Origin of the sequence: Oceanibaculum nanhaiense (genome assembly GCF_002148795.1) — a bacterium.
In the GTDB taxonomy this organism is placed as follows: Bacteria; Pseudomonadota; Alphaproteobacteria; order Oceanibaculales; family Oceanibaculaceae; genus Oceanibaculum; species Oceanibaculum nanhaiense.
Map to the genome: position 1 here is coordinate 349,113 of NZ_MPOB01000006.1, position 20,984 is coordinate 370,096.

34 protein-coding genes and 1 pseudogene are annotated in these 20,984 nt (G+C 63.8%); 5 read left to right on the plus strand and 30 right to left on the minus strand.

Going from position 1 to position 20,984, the window contains the following annotated elements:
• Positions 1–74: 74 nt before the first annotated feature.
• The 3 genes from crcB (at position 75) to BKM74_RS13095 (ending at position 2,122) form a co-directional block, all read left to right on the plus strand.
• Positions 75–455 carry a fluoride efflux transporter CrcB gene (crcB, locus tag BKM74_RS13085; protein WP_086466134.1) on the plus strand — a complete coding sequence of 127 codons (381 nt, stop codon included), beginning with the start codon at positions 75–77 and terminating at the stop codon, positions 453–455.
• Positions 452–1,438 carry an RluA family pseudouridine synthase gene (locus BKM74_RS13090; protein WP_086466135.1) on the plus strand — a complete coding sequence of 329 codons (987 nt, stop codon included), beginning with the start codon at positions 452–454 and terminating at the stop codon, positions 1,436–1,438. The genes crcB and BKM74_RS13090 overlap by 4 nt, the downstream gene beginning before the upstream one ends.
• Positions 1,439–1,501: 63 nt before the next feature.
• On the plus strand, positions 1,502–2,122 hold the full coding sequence (locus tag BKM74_RS13095) for a glutathione S-transferase family protein (RefSeq protein ID WP_086466136.1): 621 nt from the start codon (positions 1,502–1,504) through the stop codon (positions 2,120–2,122).
• A gap of 3 nt (positions 2,123–2,125) precedes the next feature.
• Here the strand turns inward: BKM74_RS13095 and BKM74_RS13100 are convergent, their stop codons facing one another.
• Positions 2,126–3,079 carry a LysR family transcriptional regulator gene (locus BKM74_RS13100; protein WP_086466137.1) on the minus strand — a complete coding sequence of 318 codons (954 nt, stop codon included), beginning with the start codon at positions 3,077–3,079 and terminating at the stop codon, positions 2,126–2,128.
• 117 nt (positions 3,080–3,196) lie between these two features.
• On the opposite strand from BKM74_RS13100, the gene BKM74_RS13105 reads away from it, so the two are divergent.
• Both BKM74_RS13105 and BKM74_RS13110 read left to right on the plus strand, forming a co-directional pair.
• Positions 3,197–3,439: a hypothetical protein gene (locus BKM74_RS13105; RefSeq protein WP_086466138.1), complete on the plus strand. Its 243-nt coding sequence runs from the start codon at positions 3,197–3,199 to the stop codon at positions 3,437–3,439.
• 73 nt (positions 3,440–3,512) lie between these two features.
• Positions 3,513–4,664, plus strand: coding sequence for a trans-sulfuration enzyme family protein (locus tag BKM74_RS13110; RefSeq protein ID WP_086466139.1), 1,152 nt, complete (start codon positions 3,513–3,515; stop codon positions 4,662–4,664).
• Positions 4,665–4,700: 36 nt separating this feature from the next.
• On the opposite strand, the pseudogene htpG reads toward BKM74_RS13110, so the two are convergent.
• The 29 genes and pseudogenes from htpG to BKM74_RS13255 all read right to left on the minus strand — a co-directional run.
• A pseudogene (htpG, locus tag BKM74_RS13115) lies at positions 4,701–6,571 on the minus strand (molecular chaperone HtpG).
• A gap of 169 nt (positions 6,572–6,740) precedes the next feature.
• Positions 6,741–7,166, minus strand: a complete 426-nt coding sequence (gene rplQ / locus BKM74_RS13120; RefSeq protein WP_086466140.1) for a 50S ribosomal protein L17 — start codon at positions 7,164–7,166, stop codon at positions 6,741–6,743.
• A gap of 97 nt (positions 7,167–7,263) precedes the next feature.
• Complete coding sequence (locus BKM74_RS13125; protein WP_176342527.1) at positions 7,264–8,280, minus strand: DNA-directed RNA polymerase subunit alpha; 1,017 nt, start codon at positions 8,278–8,280, stop codon at positions 7,264–7,266.
• 112 nt (positions 8,281–8,392) lie between these two features.
• Positions 8,393–8,782, minus strand: a complete 390-nt coding sequence (rpsK, locus tag BKM74_RS13130) for a 30S ribosomal protein S11 (protein ID WP_086466142.1) — start codon at positions 8,780–8,782, stop codon at positions 8,393–8,395.
• A 21-nt stretch (positions 8,783–8,803) separates the two neighbouring features.
• The gene (gene rpsM / locus BKM74_RS13135) at positions 8,804–9,172 is read right to left on the minus strand and encodes a 30S ribosomal protein S13 (protein ID WP_086466143.1); all 369 of its coding nucleotides are present in this window, start codon (positions 9,170–9,172) and stop codon (positions 8,804–8,806) included.
• 131 nt (positions 9,173–9,303) lie between these two features.
• A complete protein-coding gene (locus tag BKM74_RS13140) occupies positions 9,304–9,948 on the minus strand; it encodes an adenylate kinase (protein WP_086466144.1) in 645 nt (214 codons plus the stop codon).
• On the minus strand, positions 9,945–11,288 hold the full coding sequence (gene secY, locus BKM74_RS13145) for a preprotein translocase subunit SecY (RefSeq protein ID WP_086466145.1): 1,344 nt from the start codon (positions 11,286–11,288) through the stop codon (positions 9,945–9,947). The genes BKM74_RS13140 and secY overlap by 4 nt, the downstream gene beginning before the upstream one ends.
• 6 nt (positions 11,289–11,294) lie before the next feature.
• On the minus strand, positions 11,295–11,777 hold the full coding sequence (gene rplO, locus BKM74_RS13150; RefSeq protein WP_086466146.1) for a 50S ribosomal protein L15: 483 nt from the start codon (positions 11,775–11,777) through the stop codon (positions 11,295–11,297).
• 123 nt (positions 11,778–11,900) lie between these two features.
• Positions 11,901–12,107 (minus strand): 50S ribosomal protein L30, encoded by a 207-nt coding sequence (gene rpmD / locus BKM74_RS13155; RefSeq protein WP_086466147.1) that lies wholly within the window; start codon positions 12,105–12,107, stop codon positions 11,901–11,903.
• 5 nt (positions 12,108–12,112) lie between these two features.
• The gene (gene rpsE / locus BKM74_RS13160) at positions 12,113–12,691 is read right to left on the minus strand and encodes a 30S ribosomal protein S5 (protein ID WP_086466148.1); all 579 of its coding nucleotides are present in this window, start codon (positions 12,689–12,691) and stop codon (positions 12,113–12,115) included.
• Between the two features lie 31 nt (positions 12,692–12,722).
• Entirely contained in the window at positions 12,723–13,085 is a 363-nt protein-coding gene (gene rplR, locus BKM74_RS13165; protein ID WP_086466149.1) for a 50S ribosomal protein L18, read from the minus strand.
• A gap of 29 nt (positions 13,086–13,114) precedes the next feature.
• Positions 13,115–13,651, minus strand: coding sequence for a 50S ribosomal protein L6 (gene rplF, locus BKM74_RS13170; RefSeq protein WP_086466150.1), 537 nt, complete (start codon positions 13,649–13,651; stop codon positions 13,115–13,117).
• Positions 13,652–13,666: 15 nt separating this feature from the next.
• The gene (rpsH, locus tag BKM74_RS13175; RefSeq protein ID WP_008945173.1) at positions 13,667–14,065 is read right to left on the minus strand and encodes a 30S ribosomal protein S8; all 399 of its coding nucleotides are present in this window, start codon (positions 14,063–14,065) and stop codon (positions 13,667–13,669) included.
• A gap of 15 nt (positions 14,066–14,080) precedes the next feature.
• Positions 14,081–14,386, minus strand: coding sequence for a 30S ribosomal protein S14 (gene rpsN, locus BKM74_RS13180; protein ID WP_086466151.1), 306 nt, complete (start codon positions 14,384–14,386; stop codon positions 14,081–14,083).
• 19 nt (positions 14,387–14,405) lie between these two features.
• Positions 14,406–14,948 (minus strand): 50S ribosomal protein L5, encoded by a 543-nt coding sequence (gene rplE, locus BKM74_RS13185; protein ID WP_086466152.1) that lies wholly within the window; start codon positions 14,946–14,948, stop codon positions 14,406–14,408.
• A gap of 11 nt (positions 14,949–14,959) precedes the next feature.
• Positions 14,960–15,283, minus strand: a complete 324-nt coding sequence (rplX, locus tag BKM74_RS13190) for a 50S ribosomal protein L24 (RefSeq protein WP_086466153.1) — start codon at positions 15,281–15,283, stop codon at positions 14,960–14,962.
• Positions 15,283–15,651 (minus strand): 50S ribosomal protein L14, encoded by a 369-nt coding sequence (gene rplN / locus BKM74_RS13195; protein WP_008945169.1) that lies wholly within the window; start codon positions 15,649–15,651, stop codon positions 15,283–15,285. Before rplN ends, rplX begins: the two co-directional genes overlap by 1 nt.
• Before the next feature lie 18 nt (positions 15,652–15,669).
• On the minus strand, positions 15,670–15,918 hold the full coding sequence (rpsQ, locus tag BKM74_RS13200) for a 30S ribosomal protein S17 (RefSeq protein WP_086466154.1): 249 nt from the start codon (positions 15,916–15,918) through the stop codon (positions 15,670–15,672).
• Between the two features lie 26 nt (positions 15,919–15,944).
• Positions 15,945–16,148 carry a 50S ribosomal protein L29 gene (gene rpmC, locus BKM74_RS13205; RefSeq protein WP_086466155.1) on the minus strand — a complete coding sequence of 68 codons (204 nt, stop codon included), beginning with the start codon at positions 16,146–16,148 and terminating at the stop codon, positions 15,945–15,947.
• A gap of 3 nt (positions 16,149–16,151) precedes the next feature.
• Complete coding sequence (rplP, locus tag BKM74_RS13210) at positions 16,152–16,571, minus strand: 50S ribosomal protein L16 (protein ID WP_086466156.1); 420 nt, start codon at positions 16,569–16,571, stop codon at positions 16,152–16,154.
• Between the two features lie 37 nt (positions 16,572–16,608).
• Positions 16,609–17,289, minus strand: coding sequence for a 30S ribosomal protein S3 (gene rpsC, locus BKM74_RS13215; protein WP_086466157.1), 681 nt, complete (start codon positions 17,287–17,289; stop codon positions 16,609–16,611).
• Complete coding sequence (rplV, locus tag BKM74_RS13220) at positions 17,289–17,669, minus strand: 50S ribosomal protein L22 (protein WP_086466158.1); 381 nt, start codon at positions 17,667–17,669, stop codon at positions 17,289–17,291. Before rplV ends, rpsC begins: the two co-directional genes overlap by 1 nt.
• 2 nt (positions 17,670–17,671) lie before the next feature.
• Positions 17,672–17,950, minus strand: coding sequence for a 30S ribosomal protein S19 (rpsS, locus tag BKM74_RS13225; RefSeq protein ID WP_008945163.1), 279 nt, complete (start codon positions 17,948–17,950; stop codon positions 17,672–17,674).
• A 12-nt stretch (positions 17,951–17,962) separates the two neighbouring features.
• Positions 17,963–18,790 (minus strand): 50S ribosomal protein L2, encoded by an 828-nt coding sequence (gene rplB / locus BKM74_RS13230; protein WP_086466159.1) that lies wholly within the window; start codon positions 18,788–18,790, stop codon positions 17,963–17,965.
• A gap of 4 nt (positions 18,791–18,794) precedes the next feature.
• On the minus strand, positions 18,795–19,127 hold the full coding sequence (locus BKM74_RS13235; protein WP_086466160.1) for a 50S ribosomal protein L23: 333 nt from the start codon (positions 19,125–19,127) through the stop codon (positions 18,795–18,797).
• Complete coding sequence (gene rplD, locus BKM74_RS13240) at positions 19,124–19,741, minus strand: 50S ribosomal protein L4 (RefSeq protein ID WP_086466161.1); 618 nt, start codon at positions 19,739–19,741, stop codon at positions 19,124–19,126. Before rplD ends, BKM74_RS13235 begins: the two co-directional genes overlap by 4 nt.
• Before the next feature lie 4 nt (positions 19,742–19,745).
• Positions 19,746–20,531, minus strand: a complete 786-nt coding sequence (rplC, locus tag BKM74_RS13245) for a 50S ribosomal protein L3 (protein ID WP_086466162.1) — start codon at positions 20,529–20,531, stop codon at positions 19,746–19,748.
• An 18-nt stretch (positions 20,532–20,549) separates the two neighbouring features.
• Positions 20,550–20,858: a 30S ribosomal protein S10 gene (rpsJ, locus tag BKM74_RS13250; protein ID WP_008945158.1), complete on the minus strand. Its 309-nt coding sequence runs from the start codon at positions 20,856–20,858 to the stop codon at positions 20,550–20,552.
• Between the two features lie 54 nt (positions 20,859–20,912).
• On the minus strand, positions 20,913–20,984 hold a 72-nt coding region (locus BKM74_RS13255), incomplete at its 5' end, for an EF-Tu C-terminal domain-related protein (RefSeq protein WP_217895483.1).

Consider the following 20,984-nt stretch of genomic DNA (forward strand, 5'->3'; position numbering starts at 1 on the left):
GCCGGTGTACAGGCTTGACCCCGACGGCAGGACACGCAGGATCGACGGGACGGAAACCGGGTGAAAGAACGCCAATGAACATGCTGATCGCGGTAGCGCTGGGCGGCGCGGTGGGCGCAGTGACGCGCCATGAGGTCAACCGGCTGATGGGCCAGTGGCTGGGCACCGGCTTCCCCTGGGGCACGCTGACGGTGAATCTGGTCGGCTGCTTCCTGATCGGCGTGCTGGTCGAGGGGCTGGCGCTGAAATTCGAGGCATCGCCGGAACTGCGCGGCTTCCTGGTCACCGGCTTCCTGGGCGCGCTCACCACCTTCTCCGCGTTTTCGCTGGATGTCGCCGTACTCTCCGGGCGTGGCGCCTTCGGGCCGGCCTTCCTGTATGCCGGCGTTTCCGTCATCGGCTGTCTGGCCGCCGTCTTCCTGGCCATGTATCTGACAAGGCAGGTGCTGTCATGAGCGGCGTTGAAACCCTTACCATCGCTCCGGAAGATGCCGACACCCGCCTCGACCGCTGGTTTCGCAAGCATTACCCGGCGCTGGGCCATGGCCGGCTGGAGAAGCTGCTGCGCACCGGCCAGGTCCGTGTCGATGGCAAGCGCGTAAAGGCGAACCACCGGCTGGAGGCCGGGCAGGCGATCCGCGTGCCGCCGCTGGGCGACCTCGATTCCCCGCCGCCGCCGAAAACAGCGCCGCGCCCGAAGGCCGATCCGAAGCTGGAAGCAATGCTGCGCGACGCCGTGCTGTACCGCGATGACGAGGTGCTGGCGATCAACAAGCCGGCCGGCCTCGCCGTGCAGGGCGGCACCGGCACGATTGTGCATGTCGATGCGCTGCTCGACGCGCTGACCTTCGAGGCGAAGGAACGGCCGCGCCTGGTTCACCGGCTGGACAAGGATACCAGCGGCGTGCTGTTGCTGGCGCGCACGGCAGCGGCCGCCCGCTGGCTGACCGCCGCTTTCCGCGCCAAGGATGCGGAGAAGCTCTACTGGGCGATCACGGCGGGCATTCCCAAGCCGCGCGAGGGCCGCATCGATCTGCCGATCGCCAAGCTGCCCGGCCGGCGCGGCGAGAAGATGGATATCGACGAGGAGGAGGGCAAGCGCTCGATCACCGACTTCATGGTGGTGGAGGCTGTCGGCAAGCAGGCCGCCTTCGTCGCGATGCGCCCGGTGACCGGCCGCACGCACCAGTTGCGCGTGCATATGCAGGCCATCGGCACACCGATCCAAGGCGACGGCAAATATGGCGGACAGGCCGCCCTGCTGGCCGGCGACGGGCTGTCGCGCAAGCTGCACCTGCATGCAAGGCAGATCACGCTGAAGCGCCCGAACGGCAAGCTGCTGACCATCACCGCGCCCCTGCCGCCGCACATGGCGCAGAGCTGGGCCTTCTTCGGCTTCTCCGAACCGTTGGAGTCGCCCTTCGAGCCTCTGGTGTAGCGCCGGACGAAAGCCTAACCTCGCGGCAGTTCCAACTCCGGAACCGTTTCAAACGAGGAATCCATGTCCAGTTACACCCTCTACGGTACCTTCCTGTCCATGCCTTGCGTGAAGGCCGGGCTGATGCTCGACCTGTGCGGCCTTCCCTACGAGTACAAGCACGTCAATCTGCGCGCCGGCGAGAGCAAGACGCCGGACTTCCTGAAGCTCAACAAATGGGGCCAGGTGCCGGTATTGGTCGCCAATGGCGAGGCGATGACCCAGTCCGGCGCCATCCTGCTGGAGCTGGCAGCGAAGGCCGGCAAGTTCGACGGCGCCACCCCCGAAGAGAAGCGCCAGGTCCGCGAATGGCTGTTCTGGGAGGCTGACCTGATGTATCCGGGTATCGCTTCCACCCGCGCCCAGCGCCTGTTCTACAATGGCCCGGCGGAGGTGATCGCCTTCTTCAAGGGCCGGGGCGAACGCGCGCTCGGCATGCTGAACGAGGCGCTGACCGGCAAGGAGTATCTGGTCGGCACGAAGCCGACCGTGGCCGACATCGCCTGCTACGTCACCGCCGCCTATGCCGGCGATGCGGAACTGTCGCTGGACGCCTATCCGGCAATCCAGTCCTGGATGACGCGCATGGCCGCATTGCCCGGCATGAAGGTGCCGCAGGAGGCGCTGCCGAAACCGGCGGCCTGATTCCTAATCGACAGTCACCAGTTCCGCCTTGGGAGCGGTGGCCGGCGCACGGTCCACGCACTCCCAGGGCGGCATCGGGCTGAAGCGCGCGACCATAAAGTCGATGAAGGCACGCACCTTGATCGACAGATGCCGCGACGACGGGAACACCGCCTGGATCACCGTGTCCGGCACCGTGTAGTCGGGCAGCACCGGTACCAGCCGCCCGGCCAGCAGATGATCGCAGACCATGTAGCTGGGCAGCACCGCCAACCCGCCGCCGGCCAGGCAGGCCGCCAGCACGCCCTCCACCGAATTCAGCTGGATGTCGCCCAGCAGGTGCAGCGCGCGCACCTCCTCCCCCCGCGTTAGCGTGAGGTCGAGCAGCGGCGAGCCCGGCGGCATCGTCACCAGGGCGTGCTGCTCGATATCCGAGGGCGTCACCGGCAGGCCGCGCCGCGCGATGTAGGATGGCGCGGCGTAGATCTTGCGGTGGTTCGAGGCCAGCTTGCGGGCCACCAGGCTGGAATCGCGCAGATTGGCGATGCGGATGCCAAGGTCGAAACGCTCTCCGACCAGATCGACCACCCGGTCCTCCAGCATCATCTGCACCACCACTTCCGGATGCTGCGCCCGGAAGTCCGGCAGCGCCGGGGCGAGATGGCGCTGGCCGAAGCTGATCGGCGCCGAGACCCGCAACAGCCCGCGCGGCGCCCCTTCCATCCGGCTGACCATGCCATCCGCCTCGTCCAGATCGGCCAGCAGCCGCGCCGTGCGCTCGAAATAGGCCTCGCCTGCCTCGGTCAGGCTGACCCGGCGCGTGGTGCGGTTCAACAGCCGCGCGCCCAGCTCCTCCTCCAGCGCTGCCAGATTCTTGCTGACCGCCGAGGGGGACAGCGCCAGCTTGCGGCTGGCGCCGATGAGGCTCTCCTCCTCGACGACCGCGTTGAAGATGCGCAATGCCAGGAAACGATCCATCGCTTTATTTCCCTAATGGAAATTAATCGACCACAGTTCAGCGGATTATCATTGTTCTGGCAATGAATAATCTTGGGGCCAGACATCTTCCCTGCCACCGGACCGAAGGGATGAGAGATGAGCGGACCCCGGATCATAATCCTTGCCGAGTACCCCACGCCGGAGATCGTGGAAGCCCATCTGCGCCGCGCCCATCGCCTGCGCGCCATTGCCTTTGCGCGTTGGCTGCATCCGATCCGCCAGCGCGTGAAACGGCTGTTCGCCCTCAGACGAAGAGCCGGCCGCGCGTCCCGGCCTCGCATCGCCGTAAAGCGCTCGCAGCCCAGGCTGAACCTGCCACGGCAGCCGGCGCTGCACTGACCGCACGAAAGCGTCTGGCCCATGCGTGCAGCGCACTTGCCGAGGGCAGGCATGGCGCGCTAGTGCTAGCATCATGAGCAAGAACTTCCCCGATGCGTCGCCCGAGACGCTGGCCGCCCAGGCGCTTGGTTTCGTCGAGCCCCTGACCGGCGCCGTCACCCCGCCCATCTATATCGCCAGCACCTACGAGCGCGAGGCGGACCTTACCTACAGCCGTGGCCATATCTATGGCCGTCCGGACAATCAGACGGTCCGCCTGGCCGAGGGCGTGCTGACCAAGCTGGAAGGCGGCGCGGCCAGCCTGCTGGTCGCGTCCGGCATGTCAGCGGCGACCGGCGTGTTCATGGCACTGAAGCCGGGCGACACCGCGCTGGTGCCCGAAGTGATGTATTGGGGCGTCCGCAAATGGCTGAATGAATGGGGCGCCGAATGGGGCGTAAAGATCGTCTATTACCAGAATGACGATATGGCGGCGCTGAAGGCGCTGACCGAGCAGCACCGCCCGGCGCTGATCTGGGCGGAGACGCCCTCCAACCCGATGTGGACCATTACCGACCTGGCCGAGGCGTCGCGCATCGCCCATTCGGTCGGCGCGAAGCTGGCGGTCGATTCGACGGTCGCCACGCCGGTGCTGTCGCGCCCGCTGGAACATGGCGCCGACATCGTCATGCATTCCGCGACGAAATATCTGAACGGCCACAGCGATGTGATCGCCGGCGCCATCGTCACCGCGAAGGAGGATGATTTCTGGCGCCGCATCGTCGGTATCCGCAAGGATGTCGGCACCATCATGGGGCCGTTCGAGGCCTGGCTGCTGCTGCGCGGCATGCGCACCCTGCACATCCGTGTGCGGGCCGCCAGCGCCAACGCCATGGCCATCGCCCAGCATTTCGAGAAGCACCCGAAGCTGGAGCAGATGCTCTATCCCGGTCTCGCCGCGCATCCCGGCCACGCCATCGCGGCCCGGCAGATGAGCGGCGGCTTCAGCGGCATGCTGTCGATGCGGGTGAAGGGCGGCGAAGAGAAGGCCGTCGCGCTGGCTGCCAATCTGAAGCTGTTCAAGCGCGCCACCTCGCTGGGCGGCGTGGAGAGCCTGGTCGAGCACCGCCGCTCCATTGAGGGCGTGGGCAGCCCGGTGCCGGGCGACCTGCTGCGGTTTTCCGTGGGCATCGAGAAGATCGAGGATCTGATCGCCGATCTGGAACAGGCGCTGGCGGCGATCTGACGCCGCCAGCAGTCGGTTCGTGAGGGGCTGGCTGGTTCAGGCCAGCCCTTTTTCCAGGAAGGCGGACAGGCGGGTGGCGAAGCCCCTGGCGTCGCGCAGCGGCTCGCCCTCCAGGATGCGCGCCTGATCGAGCAGCAGCAGTGCGGCATCGTCAATGCTGGCCTCGCCGCCCTTCTGGGCCACATGCGCCGCCAGCTTGCGGATCACCGGATGGGCGGGGTTCACCTCCAGGATGCGCTTGAAGCTGTTGTCGAGCTGCTTGTGCTGGCGCAGCAGCCGCTCCAGATGCATGTCCATATCGCCCTCATCGGCGACCAGGCAGACCGCGCTGTCGGTCAGCCGTTCGGAGGCGCGGACATCCTTCACCTCGTCCTTCAGCGCCAGCTTCATCAGCGCAACCAGGCTGCCGACATCGTCCTTGCTGTCGGCCTCCGCCTTCTTGTCCGCGTCCGACTTCTCGGCACCCTTCACCTTGGCGAGGTCGGTACCGCCGCGCGTGACCGATTTGAACTTGTGCCCTTCATACTCGACGACGGCGGGAATCCAGAACTCGTCAATCGGGTCGGTCAGCAGCAGCACCTCCACACCCTTGGCGCGGAAGCCTTCCAGCTGCGGGCTCTCCAGCAGCGCGGCGGCATCCTCGCCGGTGATGTAGAAGATGGTGTCCTGGCCGTCCTGCATACGGCCGACATAGTCGGCAAGGCTGACCAGCCCGTCGCCATTGCTGGAGCGGAAACGCGCCAGCTTCAGGAGCTGGTCACGGTCGCCACCATGCTCGCTATAGAGCCCTTCCTTCAGGACCGGGCCGAAATTCTCCCAGAATCCGGCATAAGACTCCGGCTCCTTCTCGGCTTTCTTCTGCAGATCGCCCAGCACGCGCTTCACCACGCCCTGGCGGATCTTCTGCACCACCGGGCTGGCCTGCAGCATCTCACGGCTGACATTCAGGGGCAGATCTTCCGAGTCGACGATGCCGCGCAGGAAGCGCAGATATTCCGGCACAAGCTCCTGGCAATCGTCGGTGATGAAGACACGGCGGACATAGAGCTTCACGCGGGTCTTGCGTTCCGGATGGAACAGATCGAAGGGCCGCGAGCCCGGCACGAACAGCAGGCCGGTATAGGCGATCATCCCCTCGGCCTGCCAGTGCAGCGTTTCCCATGGCTCGTCGAAAGCATGCGCGGCGTGGTGATAGAACTCCTTGTACTCCTCCGGCTTGATCTCGCTCTTCGACCGCGTCCACAGCGCGGAGGCGCGGTTCAGCGTCTCTACCTTGTCGCCATCGGCCAGCCGGATCGGGATGGCGATATGGTCGGAATAGCGCTTCACGATCTGGCGCAGCCGGTCGGCCTCCAGATACTCCTCATTGCCCTCGCGCAGATAGAGCGTGATGAGGCTGCCGCGCCCGGCCTTCTCGCTCTGCTGGATGGTGAAATCGCCGCGCCCGTCCGAAACCCACAGCCAGGCGGCCTCCTCGCCGGCCTTGCGGGTCAGCACCTCGACCTTCTCGGCCACCATGAAGGCGGAATAGAAGCCGACGCCGAACTGGCCGATCAGGTTGGTGTCCTTCTTGGCATCGCCGCTCAGCTCGCCCAGGAAGGCCGATGTGCCGGAGCGGGCGATGGTCCCCAGATTGGCGATCAGCTCGTCGCGGTCCATGCCGATGCCATTGTCGGAAATGGTCAGCGTGCGCGCCTTCGCATCGGTGGTGAGCGTTATCGCGAACGCACCATCCTCACCAGCATCCCGGCATCGGTAAGTGCGAGATAGCGCAGCTTGTCGCAGGCGTCCGAGGCGTTGGAGACCAACTCGCGCAGGAAGATTTCCTTCTCGCTGTAGAGCGAGTTCACGACGATATCGAGGAGGCGGCTGACTTCCGCCTGGAAGGAGAGCTTTTCTGCCGACATGAGTTTTTCTGTTCTTGCTGTTGGGTGGAAAAGGATGCGGCAGATATGTGAATTTCCCGTCAGCCTACAAGCCCCTGCAAGCGATGGGGTCATATGCAGATGAAAAGCGGACAAACGAAAAGGGCGCCCCGAAGGACGCCCTTTTGCGAATTGCTTATGCCGGCAAGCCTTAGGCGGCGACCGCCTCGGCCTCGTCCGCACCCATCACCGGGCCGCTGTCCTGGCCCTTGGCTTCCGGGTCGCGATCCACCAGCTCAATGATCGCCATCGGGGCGGCATCGCCATAGCGGAAGCCCGCCTTCAGCACGCGGGTATAGCCGCCCGGGCGCTCGGAGTAACGCTGGCCCAGCGTCTCGAACAGCTTGGCCGTGGTGGCATCGTCGCGCAGGAAGGCAAAGACCTGGCGGCGCGCATGGATGCCGCCGCGCTTGCCCAGCGTGATCAGCTTCTCGACCACGGGGCGCAGCTCCTTGGCCTTCGGCAGCGTGGTCTTGATCTGCTCGTGCTTGATCAAGGCCGACGCCATGTTGCTGAACATCGCCTGACGGTGCGACGAAGTGCGATTGAGCTTCCGACCGCTCTTACCGTGACGCATTTCTAAAACTCCCTCGCGACGGCTTCCCGCCGTTGCTTCTGAAACCCGGCCGGGGATTTACCGCCAACCGCGACCTAACACAAGACTGAAAACTGGCTTAGTAGGGCTCTTCCAGCCGCTTCGCCAGCTCCTCGATATTCTCCGGCGGCCAGTTCGGGATTTCCATGCCGAGGTGCAGGCCCATCTGCGACAGCACTTCCTTGATCTCGTTCAAGGACTTGCGGCCGAAATTCGGGGTCCGCAGCATCTCGGCCTCGGTCTTCTGAACCAGGTCGCCGATATAGACGATATTGTCGTTCTTCAGGCAGTTGGCCGAGCGGACCGACAGTTCCAGCTCGTCCACCTTGCGCAGCAGGTTCTTGTTGAACGGCAGTTCGGAAGATTCCTCCTCCGCACCGCGCGCCTGCGGCTCCTCGAAATTGATGAACAGCTGCAGCTGGTCCTGCAGGATGCGGGCGGCCAGGGCCACCGCGTCCTCCGGCGTGACCACACCGTTCGTCTCCAGCACCATCAACAGCTTGTCATAGTCCGTGGTCTGGCCGACGCGGGTGTTCTCCACCTTGTAGGAGACCTTGCGCACCGGGCTGAAGATGGCATCGACCGGAATCAGACCGATCGGCGCATCCTCGGGACGGTTGGCCGACGACGGGACATAGCCCTTGCCGGTTTCAACGGTCAGTTCCATGACCAGGTGGGCACCATCATCCAGCGTGCAGATATGCAGGTCCGGATTCATGATCTCGATGTCGGCACCGGTCTCGATCATGCCGGCGGTCACCTCGGCCGGGCCGTCGATGCGCAGGCGCATCTTCTTCGGGCCTTCGGCATGCATCCGCAGGGCCAGCGCCTTGATGTTCAGGACGATGTCCGTCACATCCTCGCGCACCCCGGGGATCGAGGAGAATTCATGCAGCACGCCATCCACATGGATGGCAGTCACCGCCGCCCCCTGCAAGGAGGACAGCAGCACGCGGCGCAGCGCGTTGCCGAGCGTCAGGCCGAAACCACGCTCCAACGGCTCGGCAACGATGGTTGCCTGTCGCGCCACATCGCCGCCCTGCTGGACGTCGAGCTTGTTCGGTTTGATCAATGCCTGCCAGTTCTTCTGGATCACTGGAGCGACCTCACACATCTGTGTCAAAAACGGGCTTCACTGCTAACACTGACGCGGCCAGGTTCTTTTGAGGGAACGGCCGCGGCAGGAAACCCGGAGAAAATGGCCTCGATCAGACCCGGCGCCGCTTGGGCGGCCGGCAGCCATTATGGGGGATCGGGGTCACATCGCGGATCGACATGATCTGCAGGCCGAGCGACTGCAGCGCACGCAGCGCCGACTCACGCCCGGACCCCGGACCCTTGACCTCGACATCAAGGGTACGCATGCCGTGTTCCTGGGCCTTGCGGCCCGCATCCTCAGCCGCCATCTGCGCGGCGTAGGGGGTGGACTTACGCGACCCCTTGAAACCCATCATACCCGACGAGGACCAGGAGATCGCGTTGCCCTGGGCATCGCTGATCGTGATCATCGTGTTGTTGAAGGAGGCGTTCACATGCGCCACGCCAGAGGAGATGTTCTTGCGTTCCTTGCGGCGGCGCTGCTGCGGCTGCTTGGCCATAATTCTTGCGTCCTTCCAGTCTTACTTCTTCTTGCCGGCGATCGGCCGCGCCGGACCCTTGCGGGTACGGGCATTGGTGTGGGTACGCTGGCCATGCACCGGCAGCCCCTTGCGATGACGCAGGCCGCGATAGCAGCCAAGGTCCATCAGGCGCTTGATGTTCATTGCCGTCTCGCGGCGCAGATCGCCTTCGACGATGTAATCGGCGTCGATGGACTCACGGATGCGCAGCACCTCGTCGTCCGTCAGTTCGTTCACGCGGCGCTCGAAGGGAATGCTGAGCTTGGCGCACAGATCCTTCGCCTTGGTGCGACCGATGCCATGAATGTAGGTAAGGGCGATTTCCACACGCTTTTGCGTCGGAATGTTCACGCCAGCAATACGAGCCACGAGACCTGCTCCTTAAACAACAGACAGGGGCTGAACATCAGCCCTGATTTCAGACACGACAAACGGTACGGAAGCTGCGCAACCGAGGGCGCGGATTATACGTCCCTTCGATCCGGAGTCAACCAATACCATCACCTAATAACCGCCTCGATCTGACGAGTGACCTCGTCGATCTCCGCCATGCCGTCAACCGAGGTCAGCACACCCTTGCCCCGATAGTAGGGCAGGATCGGCGCGGTCTGCTCGCGATAGGCGACCAGGCGCGCGCGCACCGTTTCCTCATTGTCATCGGCACGGCGCTTGAATTCGGTACCGCCGCAGCTATCGCAGACACCATCGACCTTCGGCTGCTGGAAGCGGTCGTGATAGCCGGCGCCGCATTTGGCGCAGCTATAACGGCCTTTCACGCGCTCGACCAGTTCTTCCTCATCGACCTTCATCTCGATGACATGGTCGAGCTTCAGCCCCTTTTCGGCCAGCATCCCGTCCAGCGCCTCGGCCTGGGCCGTGGTGCGCGGAAAGCCGTCCAGGATAAACCCGTTCTTGCAATCCGGCTGGACGATGCGGTCCGCGATCATGGCGATCATGATATCGTCCGAGACAAGCTGCCCCGCATCCATGATCGCCTTGGCCTTCTGGCCGACCTCGCTGCCGGCGGCAACGGCCGCGCGCAGCATGTCGCCAGTGGAAAGCTGCACCAGCCCATGCGCGTCCTGCAGTCGCCGTGCCTGGGTTCCCTTTCCGGCGCCCGGCGCCCCCAGCAGTATCAAATTCATCCACGCCTCCCCCGAAGCTTCGACTTCTTGATCAGCCCTTCATACTGGTGTGCCAGCAGATGGGACTGTACCTGGCCGACCGTATCCATCGTCACCGTGACCACGATCAGCAGGCTGGTGCCGCCGAAATAGAACGGCACGGCGTACTGGCTGATCAGCAGTTCCGGCAGGATACAGACAATCGCCAGATAGCCGGCACCCACGACCGTCAGACGGGTCAGCACATAGTCCAGATAGTCGGCCGTGTTCTTGCCGGGGCGAATGCCCGGAACGAAGCCGCCATGCTTGCGCAGGTTCTCGGCCGTATCCGCCGGGTTGAAGACGATAGCCGTGTAGAAGAAGGCGAAAAACACGATCAGGAAGATATACAGCGCCATATACAGCGGCTGGCCATGGCCCAGCAGGCTGGTCACGGTGCTCATCCAGGCCGGCCCCTGCCCGGCCGTGAAATTGGCCAGCGTGATCGGCAGCAGCAGCAGCGACGAGGCGAAGATCGGCGGAATGACGCCCGAAGTGTTCAGCTTCAGCGGCAGATGCGAGGTGTCGCCGCCATACATCTTGGCGCCGACCTGGCGCTTCGGATACTGCACCAGGATGCGGCGCTGCGCGCGCTCCATGAAGCAGACGAAGGCGATGACCGCCACCGCGCCAACCAGCAGCAGGATGATAAGGCCGGCCGACAGCGCGCCGGTGCGGCCCAGCTCCAGCGTGTTCACCAGGGCCGAGGGCAGGTTGGCGACGATACCCGCGAAAATGATCAGCGAGATGCCGTTGCCGATACCGCGCGCGGTGATCTGCTCGCCCATCCACATCAGGAAGATGGTACCGCCGACCAGGGTGATGACCGCGGTCACGCGGAAGAACCAGCCCGGATCGACCACGGCGGAACCGGCGGATCCGCTCATGCCCTCAAGCCCGACGACAATGCCGAATGCCTGCGCGGTCGCCAGCACCACCGTCAGATAACGGGTGTACTGGTTGATCTTCTTGCGGCCCGACTCGCCTTCCTTCTTCAGCGTCTCCAGCGTCGGCGATACCGCCGTCATCAGCTGCAGGATGATGGAGGCCGAGATGTACGGCATGATGTTCAGGGCGAAGATCGTCATGCGCCCCAGCGCACCGCCGGCGAACATGTCGAACATGCCCAGAATGCCGCCGGAATTCTGGCGGAAGATTTCCGCCAGAATCACCGGGTCGATGCCAGGAATCGGGATATAGGTGCCGAGGCGATAAACGATCAGCGCACCCAGTGTGAACCAGATACGCTTCTTCAGTTCCGTCGCCTTGGAGAAGGCACCGAAATTGATCTGCGAGGCGAGCTGTTCGGCGGCAGAGGCCATGAGGCGTTACTCGCTCGCGGCCGGCGCGGACGCCTCCGGAAGCTTAACAGAGCCGCCGGCCTTTTCCACGGCGGCCAGCGCCGTCTTGGAAGCACGGTCAACGCTCAGCTTAACCTTGGCCTTCAGCTCGCCCTTGGCCAGCAGGCTGACCTTGTCGGCCGCGTTGCGCACCAGGCCGGCCGCCGCCAGAGCAGCAGCGTCGATGTCCTTCTTGGCGTCCAGCTTGCCATCGTCGATGGCGGACTGCAGACGGCCCAGATTCACCACCTGGTACTCAACCCGGAACAGCGACTTGAAGCCACGCTTCGGCACCCGGCGCTCCAGCGGCATCTGACCGCCCTCGAAGCCCTTGATCGCCACACCGGTACGCGCGCCCTGGCCCTTGTGGCCACGGCCCGACGTCTTGCCAAGGCCCGAGCCGATGCCCCGGCCAAGGCGCTTGCGGCCCTTGCGGGCCCCTTCATTGTCGCGAATCTCGTTCAGCTTCATGATGACGTATCCCCGGAGCAGGTGCGCTCAATCCTAAATGGTCGTTCGCGGCCCACAGGGCCACGTGAAAATTCCTACCGAAAATCGGAGGCCCCGCCGGTTGACGGCGGGGCGGAACCGATATCAGGCCGACGGTTCGACCCGCACGAGATGGTGCACCTTGGCGATCATGCCACGCACGGCCGGGGTATCCTCCAGCTCGCGGGTGCGGTTCATCTTGTTCAGGCCAAGGCCAACCAGCGTTGCCCGCTGATCCTTCTCGCGGCCAATCGGGCTGCCGGTCTGGGTCACGCGGATGATGCCGGCCGCCGCCTTCTTCTTCGTCGCCATCTATCTTACTCCTGCAGCGCGGCTTCCGCCGAATCGGCGTCCGCCTTGTCGCCACGGCCCAGGATGTCCGACACGCGCTTGCCGCGACGTGCCGCCACCTGACGCGGCGAATAGATGTGCTTAAGCGCCTCGAAGGTCGCCCGGATCATGTTGTGCGGGTTGGAAGTGCCGACCGACTTGGCCACCACGTCCTGCACGCCCAGCGATTCCAGGATGGCGCGCATCGGGCCACCGGCGATGATGCCGGTACCCGCCGGCGCCGCACGCAGCACGACATTGCCGGCGCCATAATGGCCGAACACGTCATGATGCAGGGTCCGGCCCTCGCGCAACGGCACGCGGATCATGGTGCGTCGCGCCATCTCCGTCGCCTTGCGGATCGATTCCGGAACCTCACGCGCCTTGCCGGTGCCGAAGCCAACCCGGCCACGACCGTCACCGACGATCACCAGTGCCGCGAAGCCGAAACGACGGCCACCCTTCACCACCTTCGCAACGCGATTGATGCCGACCAGCTTCTCGATCAGATCGGACTCTTCCCGATCCCGGTCGCGACCGCGCTCTTCTCTCTGCCCACGTGCCATCTTCAGGCCCTTCCGTATTCCTTGTCTCGGCTCAGAACGACAGGCCAGCCTCGCGGGCGGCGTCGGCCAGGGCCTTCACACGTCCGTGATAGATATAGCCGCCGCGATCGAATACCACGGTGGTAACGCCCGCCTTCAGCGCGCGCTCCGCGATCAGCTTGCCAACTTCCTTGGCCGCATCGATCGTTGCCCCGGTCTTCAGCTTCTCGCGCATATCCTTCTCGAGGGACGAGGCCGCAGCCAAGGTTACCCCCTGAGCGTCGTCGATGATCTGCACATAAATCTGCTTGCTGGAACGGAAAACCGACAGGCGCGGACGCCCGCTGGACTTCTTCCGCAGCTGCGAGCGTACCCGCATCTTGCGCCGTTCATAAAGCTCATTCGCCTTCCGCATTGGGAGGTTCCTTACCGTTCTTTCAAGCCTTACTTCTTCTTGCCTTCCTTGCGCCGGATCACCTCGTCGGCGTACCGCACGCCCTTGCCCTTATAGGGTTCGGGGCCGCGATAAGCGCGAATTTCCGAGGCAACCTGGCCGACCAGCTGCTTATCCGCGCCGCTGATCTCAACCTGGGTCGGCGCTGGGCACTTGATCTGGATGCCTTCCGGGATCGGGTGCCGGACCGGGTGGCTGAAGCCGAGGCTCAGCACCAGATCCTTGCCCTCGACGGCGGCACGATAGCCGACGCCGGTGATCTCCAGCTTCTTGGTCCAGCCCTCGCTGACCCCGACCACCATATTGCGGACGAGGTTGCGGGTGGTGCCCCACAGCGACCGGGACTCCTTGCTGTCATTGGCCGGCGTCACATCGACGTTGCCGTCGGTAACGCTGACGCTGACAAGGTGAGTCACGTACGGCAGGCTGAGCTGACCCAGCTTGCCTTTGGTCGTGATCGTTCCGTCGGCGATCTTAACCTCGACGCCGCTGGGAACGGAGACCGGATTTTTCCCTACGCGAGACATAGCTCTCCGCCTTCCTTAGAACACGCGGCAGAGGACTTCGCCGCCGACATTGGCAGCGCGGGCCTCATGATCGGACATCACGCCACGCGGGGTCGAAAGGATCGAAATCCCCAGGCCGTTATAGACCTGCGGCAGTTCCTTGATCCGCGAATAGACGCGGCGACCCGGCTTCGACACGCGGCTGATCTCGTTAATGACCGGCGCGCCGTCGTGATATTTCAGCTCTATACGGATCTCACGTACGCCAGGGCGCACATCGAGCTCCTCGAAGCCGCGAATATAGCCTTCGCTCTTCAACACGTTCAGAACGTTCAGCCGCAGACGCGAGGACGGGCTAACGACGCTCGTCTTACGTGCCTGCTGCGCATTCCGAATGCGCGTCAGCATATCCCCCAAGGGATCGCTCATCGACATGTGACCGCCCTCTCTCTACCAGCTCGACTTGACCATACCGGGGATCTGCCCGGTGGAGGCCAGATCGCGCAACGCAATGCGCGACATCTTCAGTTTGCGATAGAACGCCCGCGGACGCCCGGTAACCTCGCAGCGATTGCGCACGCGCGTGGGTGCGCCATTACGCGGCATCTGCGCCAGCTTCAGGCGGGCGGCAAACCGCTCCTCCATCGGCAGGCTCTGATCGTCGGCCGTCGCCTTCAGGCGCGCCCGCTTCGGAGCGTCGCGCTTAGCCATCTGGGCCCGACGCTTGTTCTTCTCGATTGCACTCTTTTTAGCCATCGTTTTTCGCCTCCGCCCTTCAGCTCTTGGTGAACGGCATATTGAAGCCGTCCAGAAGCTCGCGGGCTTCCTCGTCCGTCTTCGCGGTGGTGCAGATCACGATATCCATACCGCGGATATCATCGATCTTGTCGTAATCGATTTCCGGGAACACGATCTGTTCCTTCAGGCCCAGCGCGTAATTGCCACGCCCGTCGAAGCTCTTCGTCGGCACCCCCCGGAAGTCACGCACCCGCGGCAGGGCAATCGTGATCAGCCGGTCCAGGAATTCGTACATGCGCTCGCGGCGCAGCGTCACCTTACAGCCAATCGGCATTTCCTCGCGCAGCTTGAAGCCGGCAATCGACTTCTTGGCGCGGGTGATGACCGGCTTCTGGCCGGCGATCATGGCCATCTCGGAGGCGGCCAGCTGGACCTTCTTGGAGTCCTGCACCGCCTCGCCGACGCCCATATTGATCACGATCTTGTCGAGGCGCGGCACGGAGAACGGGTTTTCATACCCGAACTTCTCCTGCATGCGCTTGCGGATCGTGTTCTCGTAGTGCTCTCGCAACCGGGTCATAGCCTTGGTCCTCACGCGTCGATGATTTCGCCGGAACGCTTGGCGAAGCGCACCTTGCGGCCATCATCGAGACTTTTGAAACCGACACGGGTCGGCTTGTCTTCCTTCGGATCGATATGGGCGACGTTGGAGATATGCAACGCCGCTTCCTTCTCGACAATCCCGCCCTGGCTCGTCTGGGTGGCGCGCTGATGGCGCTTCACCATGTTGACGCCCTGGACAAGCACGCGATGGTCGGCGCGCAGCACGCGCAGCACTTCACCGCGCTTGCCCTTGTCCTTGCCGGTCAGGATGACGACCTGGTCGCCCTTCTTGATCTTGAACTTTTCGGCCATCACAGCACCTCTGGCGCCAGCGAGACGATCTTCATGAACTTCTTGGCCCGCAGCTCTCGCACCACCGGGCCGAAGATACGCGTGCCGATCGGCTCGCCCTGCTTGTTGATCAGCACGGCAGCGTTACGGTCGAAGCGGATCACCGTGCCATCGACGCGGCGAACATCCTTCGCCGTGCGCACGATGACAGCGCGATGCACATCGCCCTTTTTCACGCGGCCGCGCGGGATCGCCTCCTTAACCGAGACGACGATGATATCCCCGACCGACGCAAACCGACGCTTGGAACCGCCCAGCACCTTGATGCACTGCACACGGCGCGCGCCGGAATTGTCGGCCACTTCTAGGTTGGTCTGAACCTGGATCATTTCTTCGTCCTCGACCCTTTAGGCGCCTGCGCCCAGCTCGTCGGAAACGACGCGCCAGCGCTTGTTCTTGGAGATCGGCCGGCATTCTTCGATCTTCACCAGATCGCCGACCTTCAACCGATTCTCCTCGTCATGCGCGTGGTACTTCTTGGAGCGCGTGATGAATTTCTTATAGACCGGGTGCATGACGCGACGATCGACCTGTACGACGACGGTCTTCTCGTTCGCATCGCTGACCACGGTGCCCTGCAATTGACGCCTCGGCATCTTCTAACTCCCGCCCTTTTCCGGGCTCACGCCGCGCCAACGCCGACTTGGCGCTGGTGCAGAATGGTCTTGATCTGTGCGATGGTGCGACGCACCTGACGGACGCGCGCGGTGTTTTCAAGCTGGCCGCTTGCCTTCTGGAAGCGCAGATTGAACGCCTCCTTGCGCAAATCGACCAGCTGCTGCTTCAGCTCGTCCTCGCTCTTGGCGCGAATATCGGACGCCTTCATGTCTTAGCCCTCCTCGCCCAAGCGAGTAACGAAACGGGTGCGGATCGGCAGCTTTGCAGCCGCCAGCTCGAAGGCGCGCTCCGCAAGATCGCGCGGCACGCCGTCCAGCTCGAACATGATCCGGCCCGGCTTCACACGGCACGCCCAGAATTCCGGGGTACCCTTACCCTTACCCTGACGAACCTCGGCCGGCTTCTTGGAGACCGGGACGTCCGGGAAGATGCGGATCCATACCCGCCCCTGGCGGCGGATATGGCGGGTGATCGCGCGGCGGGCCGCCTCGATCTGGCGTGCGGTCACACGCTCCGGCTCCATGGCCTTAAGGCCAAAAGCGCCGAAATTGAGCGTCGTGCCACCCTTGGCCACGCCATGGATACGGCCCTTGAAGGCCTTGCGATACTTGGTCCGCTTCGGTTGCAACATGATACGTTACCCGTTTCTTCTCGCGTTCCGTTCGGCCTTAGCGCGACGCCGGCTGCGGATCAGCCTGACGCTTGTCCTGAGCGTAGGGGTCATGCCCCAGAATCTCGCCCTTGAACACCCAAACCTTCACACCACAGGTGCCATAGGTGGTCTTCGCCGTGGCCGTGCCATAGTCAACTTCAGCGCGCAGCGTGTGCAGCGGCACCCGGCCCTCGCGGTACCATTCGGTCCGCGCGATCTCGGCACCACCCAGACGGCCGCCGCAATTGATGCGGATGCCCAGCGCGCCGAGGCGCATGGCGGACTGCACCGCGCGCTTCATGGCGCGGCGGAACGCAACCCGGCGTTCCAGCTGCTGCGCAATGCTCTCCGCGATCAGGCGGGCGTCGATCTCCGGCTTGCGGATTTCGACGATGTTCAGGTTGACCTCGTTGCCGGTCCGGTTCTGCAGATCGGCGCGCAGCTTGTCGATATCCGAGCCCTTCTTGCCGATCACCACACCCGGACGGGCGCTGTGGATCGTGATGCGGGCCTTCTTGGCCGCACGCTCGATGATCACCTTGCTGACGCCGGCCTGGGCCAGACGATCGTGCAGATAGGTGCGCAAGCGCAGATCCTGATGCAGCAACTCGGCGTAGCCGCGATCCGCATACCAGCGCGAATCCCAGGTCCGGTTGATGCCGAGCCGAAGCCCGATCGGATTGACTTTATGGCCCATTACGCCAACTCCTCGCGTTCGCTGACCACGATCGTCACGTGGCTGAAGGGCTTCTCGACGCGCCCGGCGCGACCGCGCGCCCGGGCATGGAACCGCTTCATCACCAGGCCGCGACCGACGGTCGCTTCCTTCACATAAAGCCGATCGACATCGAGCTGATGGTTGTTCTCGGCATTGGCAATCGCCGACTGCAGCACCTTCTTCACATCATCGGAAATCCGACGATTGGAGAAGGTCAGCGCGTTCAGCGCCTTGCCGCAATCCATGCCGCGAATCAACTGGGCCACGATATTCAGCTTCTGCGGGCTGACACGCAGATTGCGCAGCACCGCCTTCGCCTCGTTATCGGCCAGAGACCGTTCCCGTGCCTGCTTGCCCATCGTTAACCCCTCTTCGCCTTCTTGTCGGCAGCGTGACCGTAGAAGGTACGGGTCGGCGAGAATTCGCCGAACTTGTGACCGACCATATTCTCGGTCACCAGCACGGGCACGAATTTCTGGCCGTTGTACACGCCAAAAGTCAGGCCGACGAACTGCGGCAGGATCGTGCTGCGCCGGGTCCAGATCTTAATGACCTCGTTCCGGCCCGATGCGCGCGCCTTATCCGCCTTCTTGAGAAGGTAGCCGTCGATGAACGGACCCTTCCAAACAGAGCGAGCCACGACTGCTCTCCTTTACTTCTGATACCGGCGGCGAACAATCATGCCGTCGGTCTTCTTGTTGTTTCGAGTCCGCCGGCCCTTGGTCGGCTTGCCCCACGGAGTGACAGGATGGCGACCGCCCGAAGTACGGCCTTCGCCACCGCCATGCGGATGATCGATCGGGTTCATGGCAACGCCACGAACCGACGGGCGACGACCCAGCCAACGATTGCGGCCAGCCTTGCCCTTATTGATGTTCTGCTGGTCCGGGTTGGACACCGCACCCATCGTGGCCATGCACTCGCCGCGCACCTGGCGCAGCTCGCCGGAAACCATCCGCAGCACCACATTGGCGCCGTCGCGGCCGACGATCTGGCAGTAGCTGCCGGCGGAGCGGGCGATCTGGCCGCCACGGCCCGGCTTCAGCTCGACATTATGCACCACGGTGCCGACCGGAATGTTGCGCAGCTGCGCCGCATTGCCCGGCTTGATGTCCGTGCGCAGGCCCGAGACCACCACGTCGCCGGCCTTCACACGCTGCGGCGCCAGGATGTAGGCGAGCTCGCCATCCTCGTACTTGATCAGCGCGATGAAGGCGGTGCGGTTCGGGTCATATTCCAGCCGCTCGATGGTGGCCGGCATGTCGAACTTGCGCCGCTTGAAGTCAACCAGACGATAGCGGCGCTTGTGGCCGCCGCCGCGCTGGAAGGCGGTGATGCGGCCATAATTGTTGCGCCCGCCGGTCTTGGTCAGACCCTCGGTCAGCTGCTTTACCGGCTTGCCCTTCCACAGATCGCTGCGGTCAACGACGACCAGCTGGCGCTGCGAAGGTGTAGTCGGCTTAAAGGATTTCAGTGCCATGGTCTCAGACCCCGGTCGTCACGTCGATGGAATGACCCTCGACCAGGGTCACGATCGCCTTCTTGGTGTCACTGCGCTGACCGACGATCCCGCGGAAACGCTTCACCTTGCCCTTCTGGCGGAGCGTGTTGACGGCATCGACCTTCACCTCGAACAGGGTCTCGATAGCGACCTTGATCTCCGGCTTGGTGGCGGTCAGCGGCACCCGGAACGCAACCTGGTTGTACTCGGACACCCGGGTCGCCTTCTCGGTGATGATCGGGGAGCGGATGATCTCGTACATCTGCTCCTTGCTCAGCTTCACCTCTTTGGTGTTGCGCGGCTTCAGGCTGCTCATTTCAGACGCGCCTCCAGCGCTTCGATGGCGTTCTTCGTCAGCACCAGCGTGTCACGCCGCAGAATGTCGTAAACATTGGCGCCAATCTGCGGCAGCACGTCGATCCCGATCAGGTTCGAAGCCGCCTTCTTCAAATTCTCGTCCACCGCGCCATCGACGATCAGCGCCGAAGTGATGCCCAGCTTCTCGAGCTGCGCCTTCAGCATCTTCGTCTTCGGCTCGGTCAGCTTGGCATCGTCGAGGACGATCAGCTTCTCGTCCTTCAGCTTCGACGCGAGCGCCGACATCAGGCCGAGCTTGCGGACCTTCTTCGGCAGATCGTAGCCGTGATCGCGGACCACCGGACCGAAGATCGTCGCACCGCCACGGAACTGCGGCGAACGGGTGCTGCCCTGGCGGGCGCGACCGGTGCCCTTCTGCTTGTAGGGCTTCTTCGTGGTGCCAGCGATCTCGCTGATACCCTTGGTCTTGTGGTTGCCGGAACGGCGCTTGGCAAGCTGCCAGTGCACCACGCGCGACAGCAGGTCGGCCCGGACATCGACGCCAAAGATGGCCTCGTCCAGTTCGATCGCGCCGACGTCGGCGGCTTCAAGGTTCTTGACCGTGACCTTCATCGTCTCAGTCCTTGTTCTCGGGCGCTTCGGCGCCATCGTTCTCGGCCGGAGTCTCGGCAGCCGGGGTTTCAGCAGGCGTTTCCGCCGCCGCAGCCACCGGCGCTTCCGCAGCGGCCATCTCGATCAGCTTCGCCGGGAAGGGCAGGCCCTCCGGCAGCTTCACCTTCACCGCATCGCGAACCAGCACCCAGCCACCCTTCGAGCCCGGGATCGCGCCCTTGACCAGAAGCAGGCCGCGGTCCTCGTCGCTGGCGACAACTTCCAGGCTCTGCGCGGTCACGCGGACATCGCCCATGTGGCCGGCCATCTTCTTACCCTTGAAGACCTTGCCCGGATCCTGGCGCTGACCGGTCGAACCGTGCGAACGGTGCGAGATCGACACACCATGCGAGGCGCGCAGACCGGCGAAATTGTGCCGCTTCATGACGCCGGCAAAGCCCTTGCCGATGCTGGTGCCGGTCACATCGACCTTCTGCCCCGCAATGAAATGTGCGGCAGAGATCTCCTGGCCCGGTTCCAGCAGCGCGTCGGCGCTGACACGGAACTCAGCCAGCTTCTTGCGCGGCTCGACATTGGCCTTCGCGAAATGACCGCGATTGGCCTTCGAGACATTCTTCACCTTGGCCTTGCCGACACCGAGCTGCACGGCGTTGTAGCCGTCCTTCTCTTCGGTACGGACAGCAACCACCTGGCAGCCGTCGATCTTCAGCACGGTGCAGGGGATGTGATTCCCCTCCTCGTTAAAGACCCGCGTCATGCCCAGTTTCTGGGCGATCAATCCGGTACGCATCTTCCGCTACTCCCGGCCTTACAGCTTGATCTCGACGTCGACGCCGGCAGCGAGGTCGAGCTTCATCAGCGCGTCCACGGTCTGCGGAGTCGGATCGACGATGTCCAGAAGGCGCTTGTGCGTCCGCATCTCGAACTGCTCACGCGACTTCTTGTCGATGTGCGGGCCTCGCAGCACCGTGAATTTCTCGATTCGCGTCGGCAGTGGCACCGGGCCGCGAACGCGAGCACCCGTGCGCTTCGCCGTATTGACAATCTCCTTCGTGGACTGGTCCAGAAGGCGATGGTCAAACGCTTTCAGCCGAATGCGAATATTCTGCGTATCCATCATTTCACCTTTGGGCGCTCGGGCCCGTTCACAGCAAGACGCCGTTGCGCCCGATTACTCGACTACTTTGGCGACGACGCCGGCGCCGACGGTGCGCCCACCTTCGCGGATCGCGAAGCGCAGGCC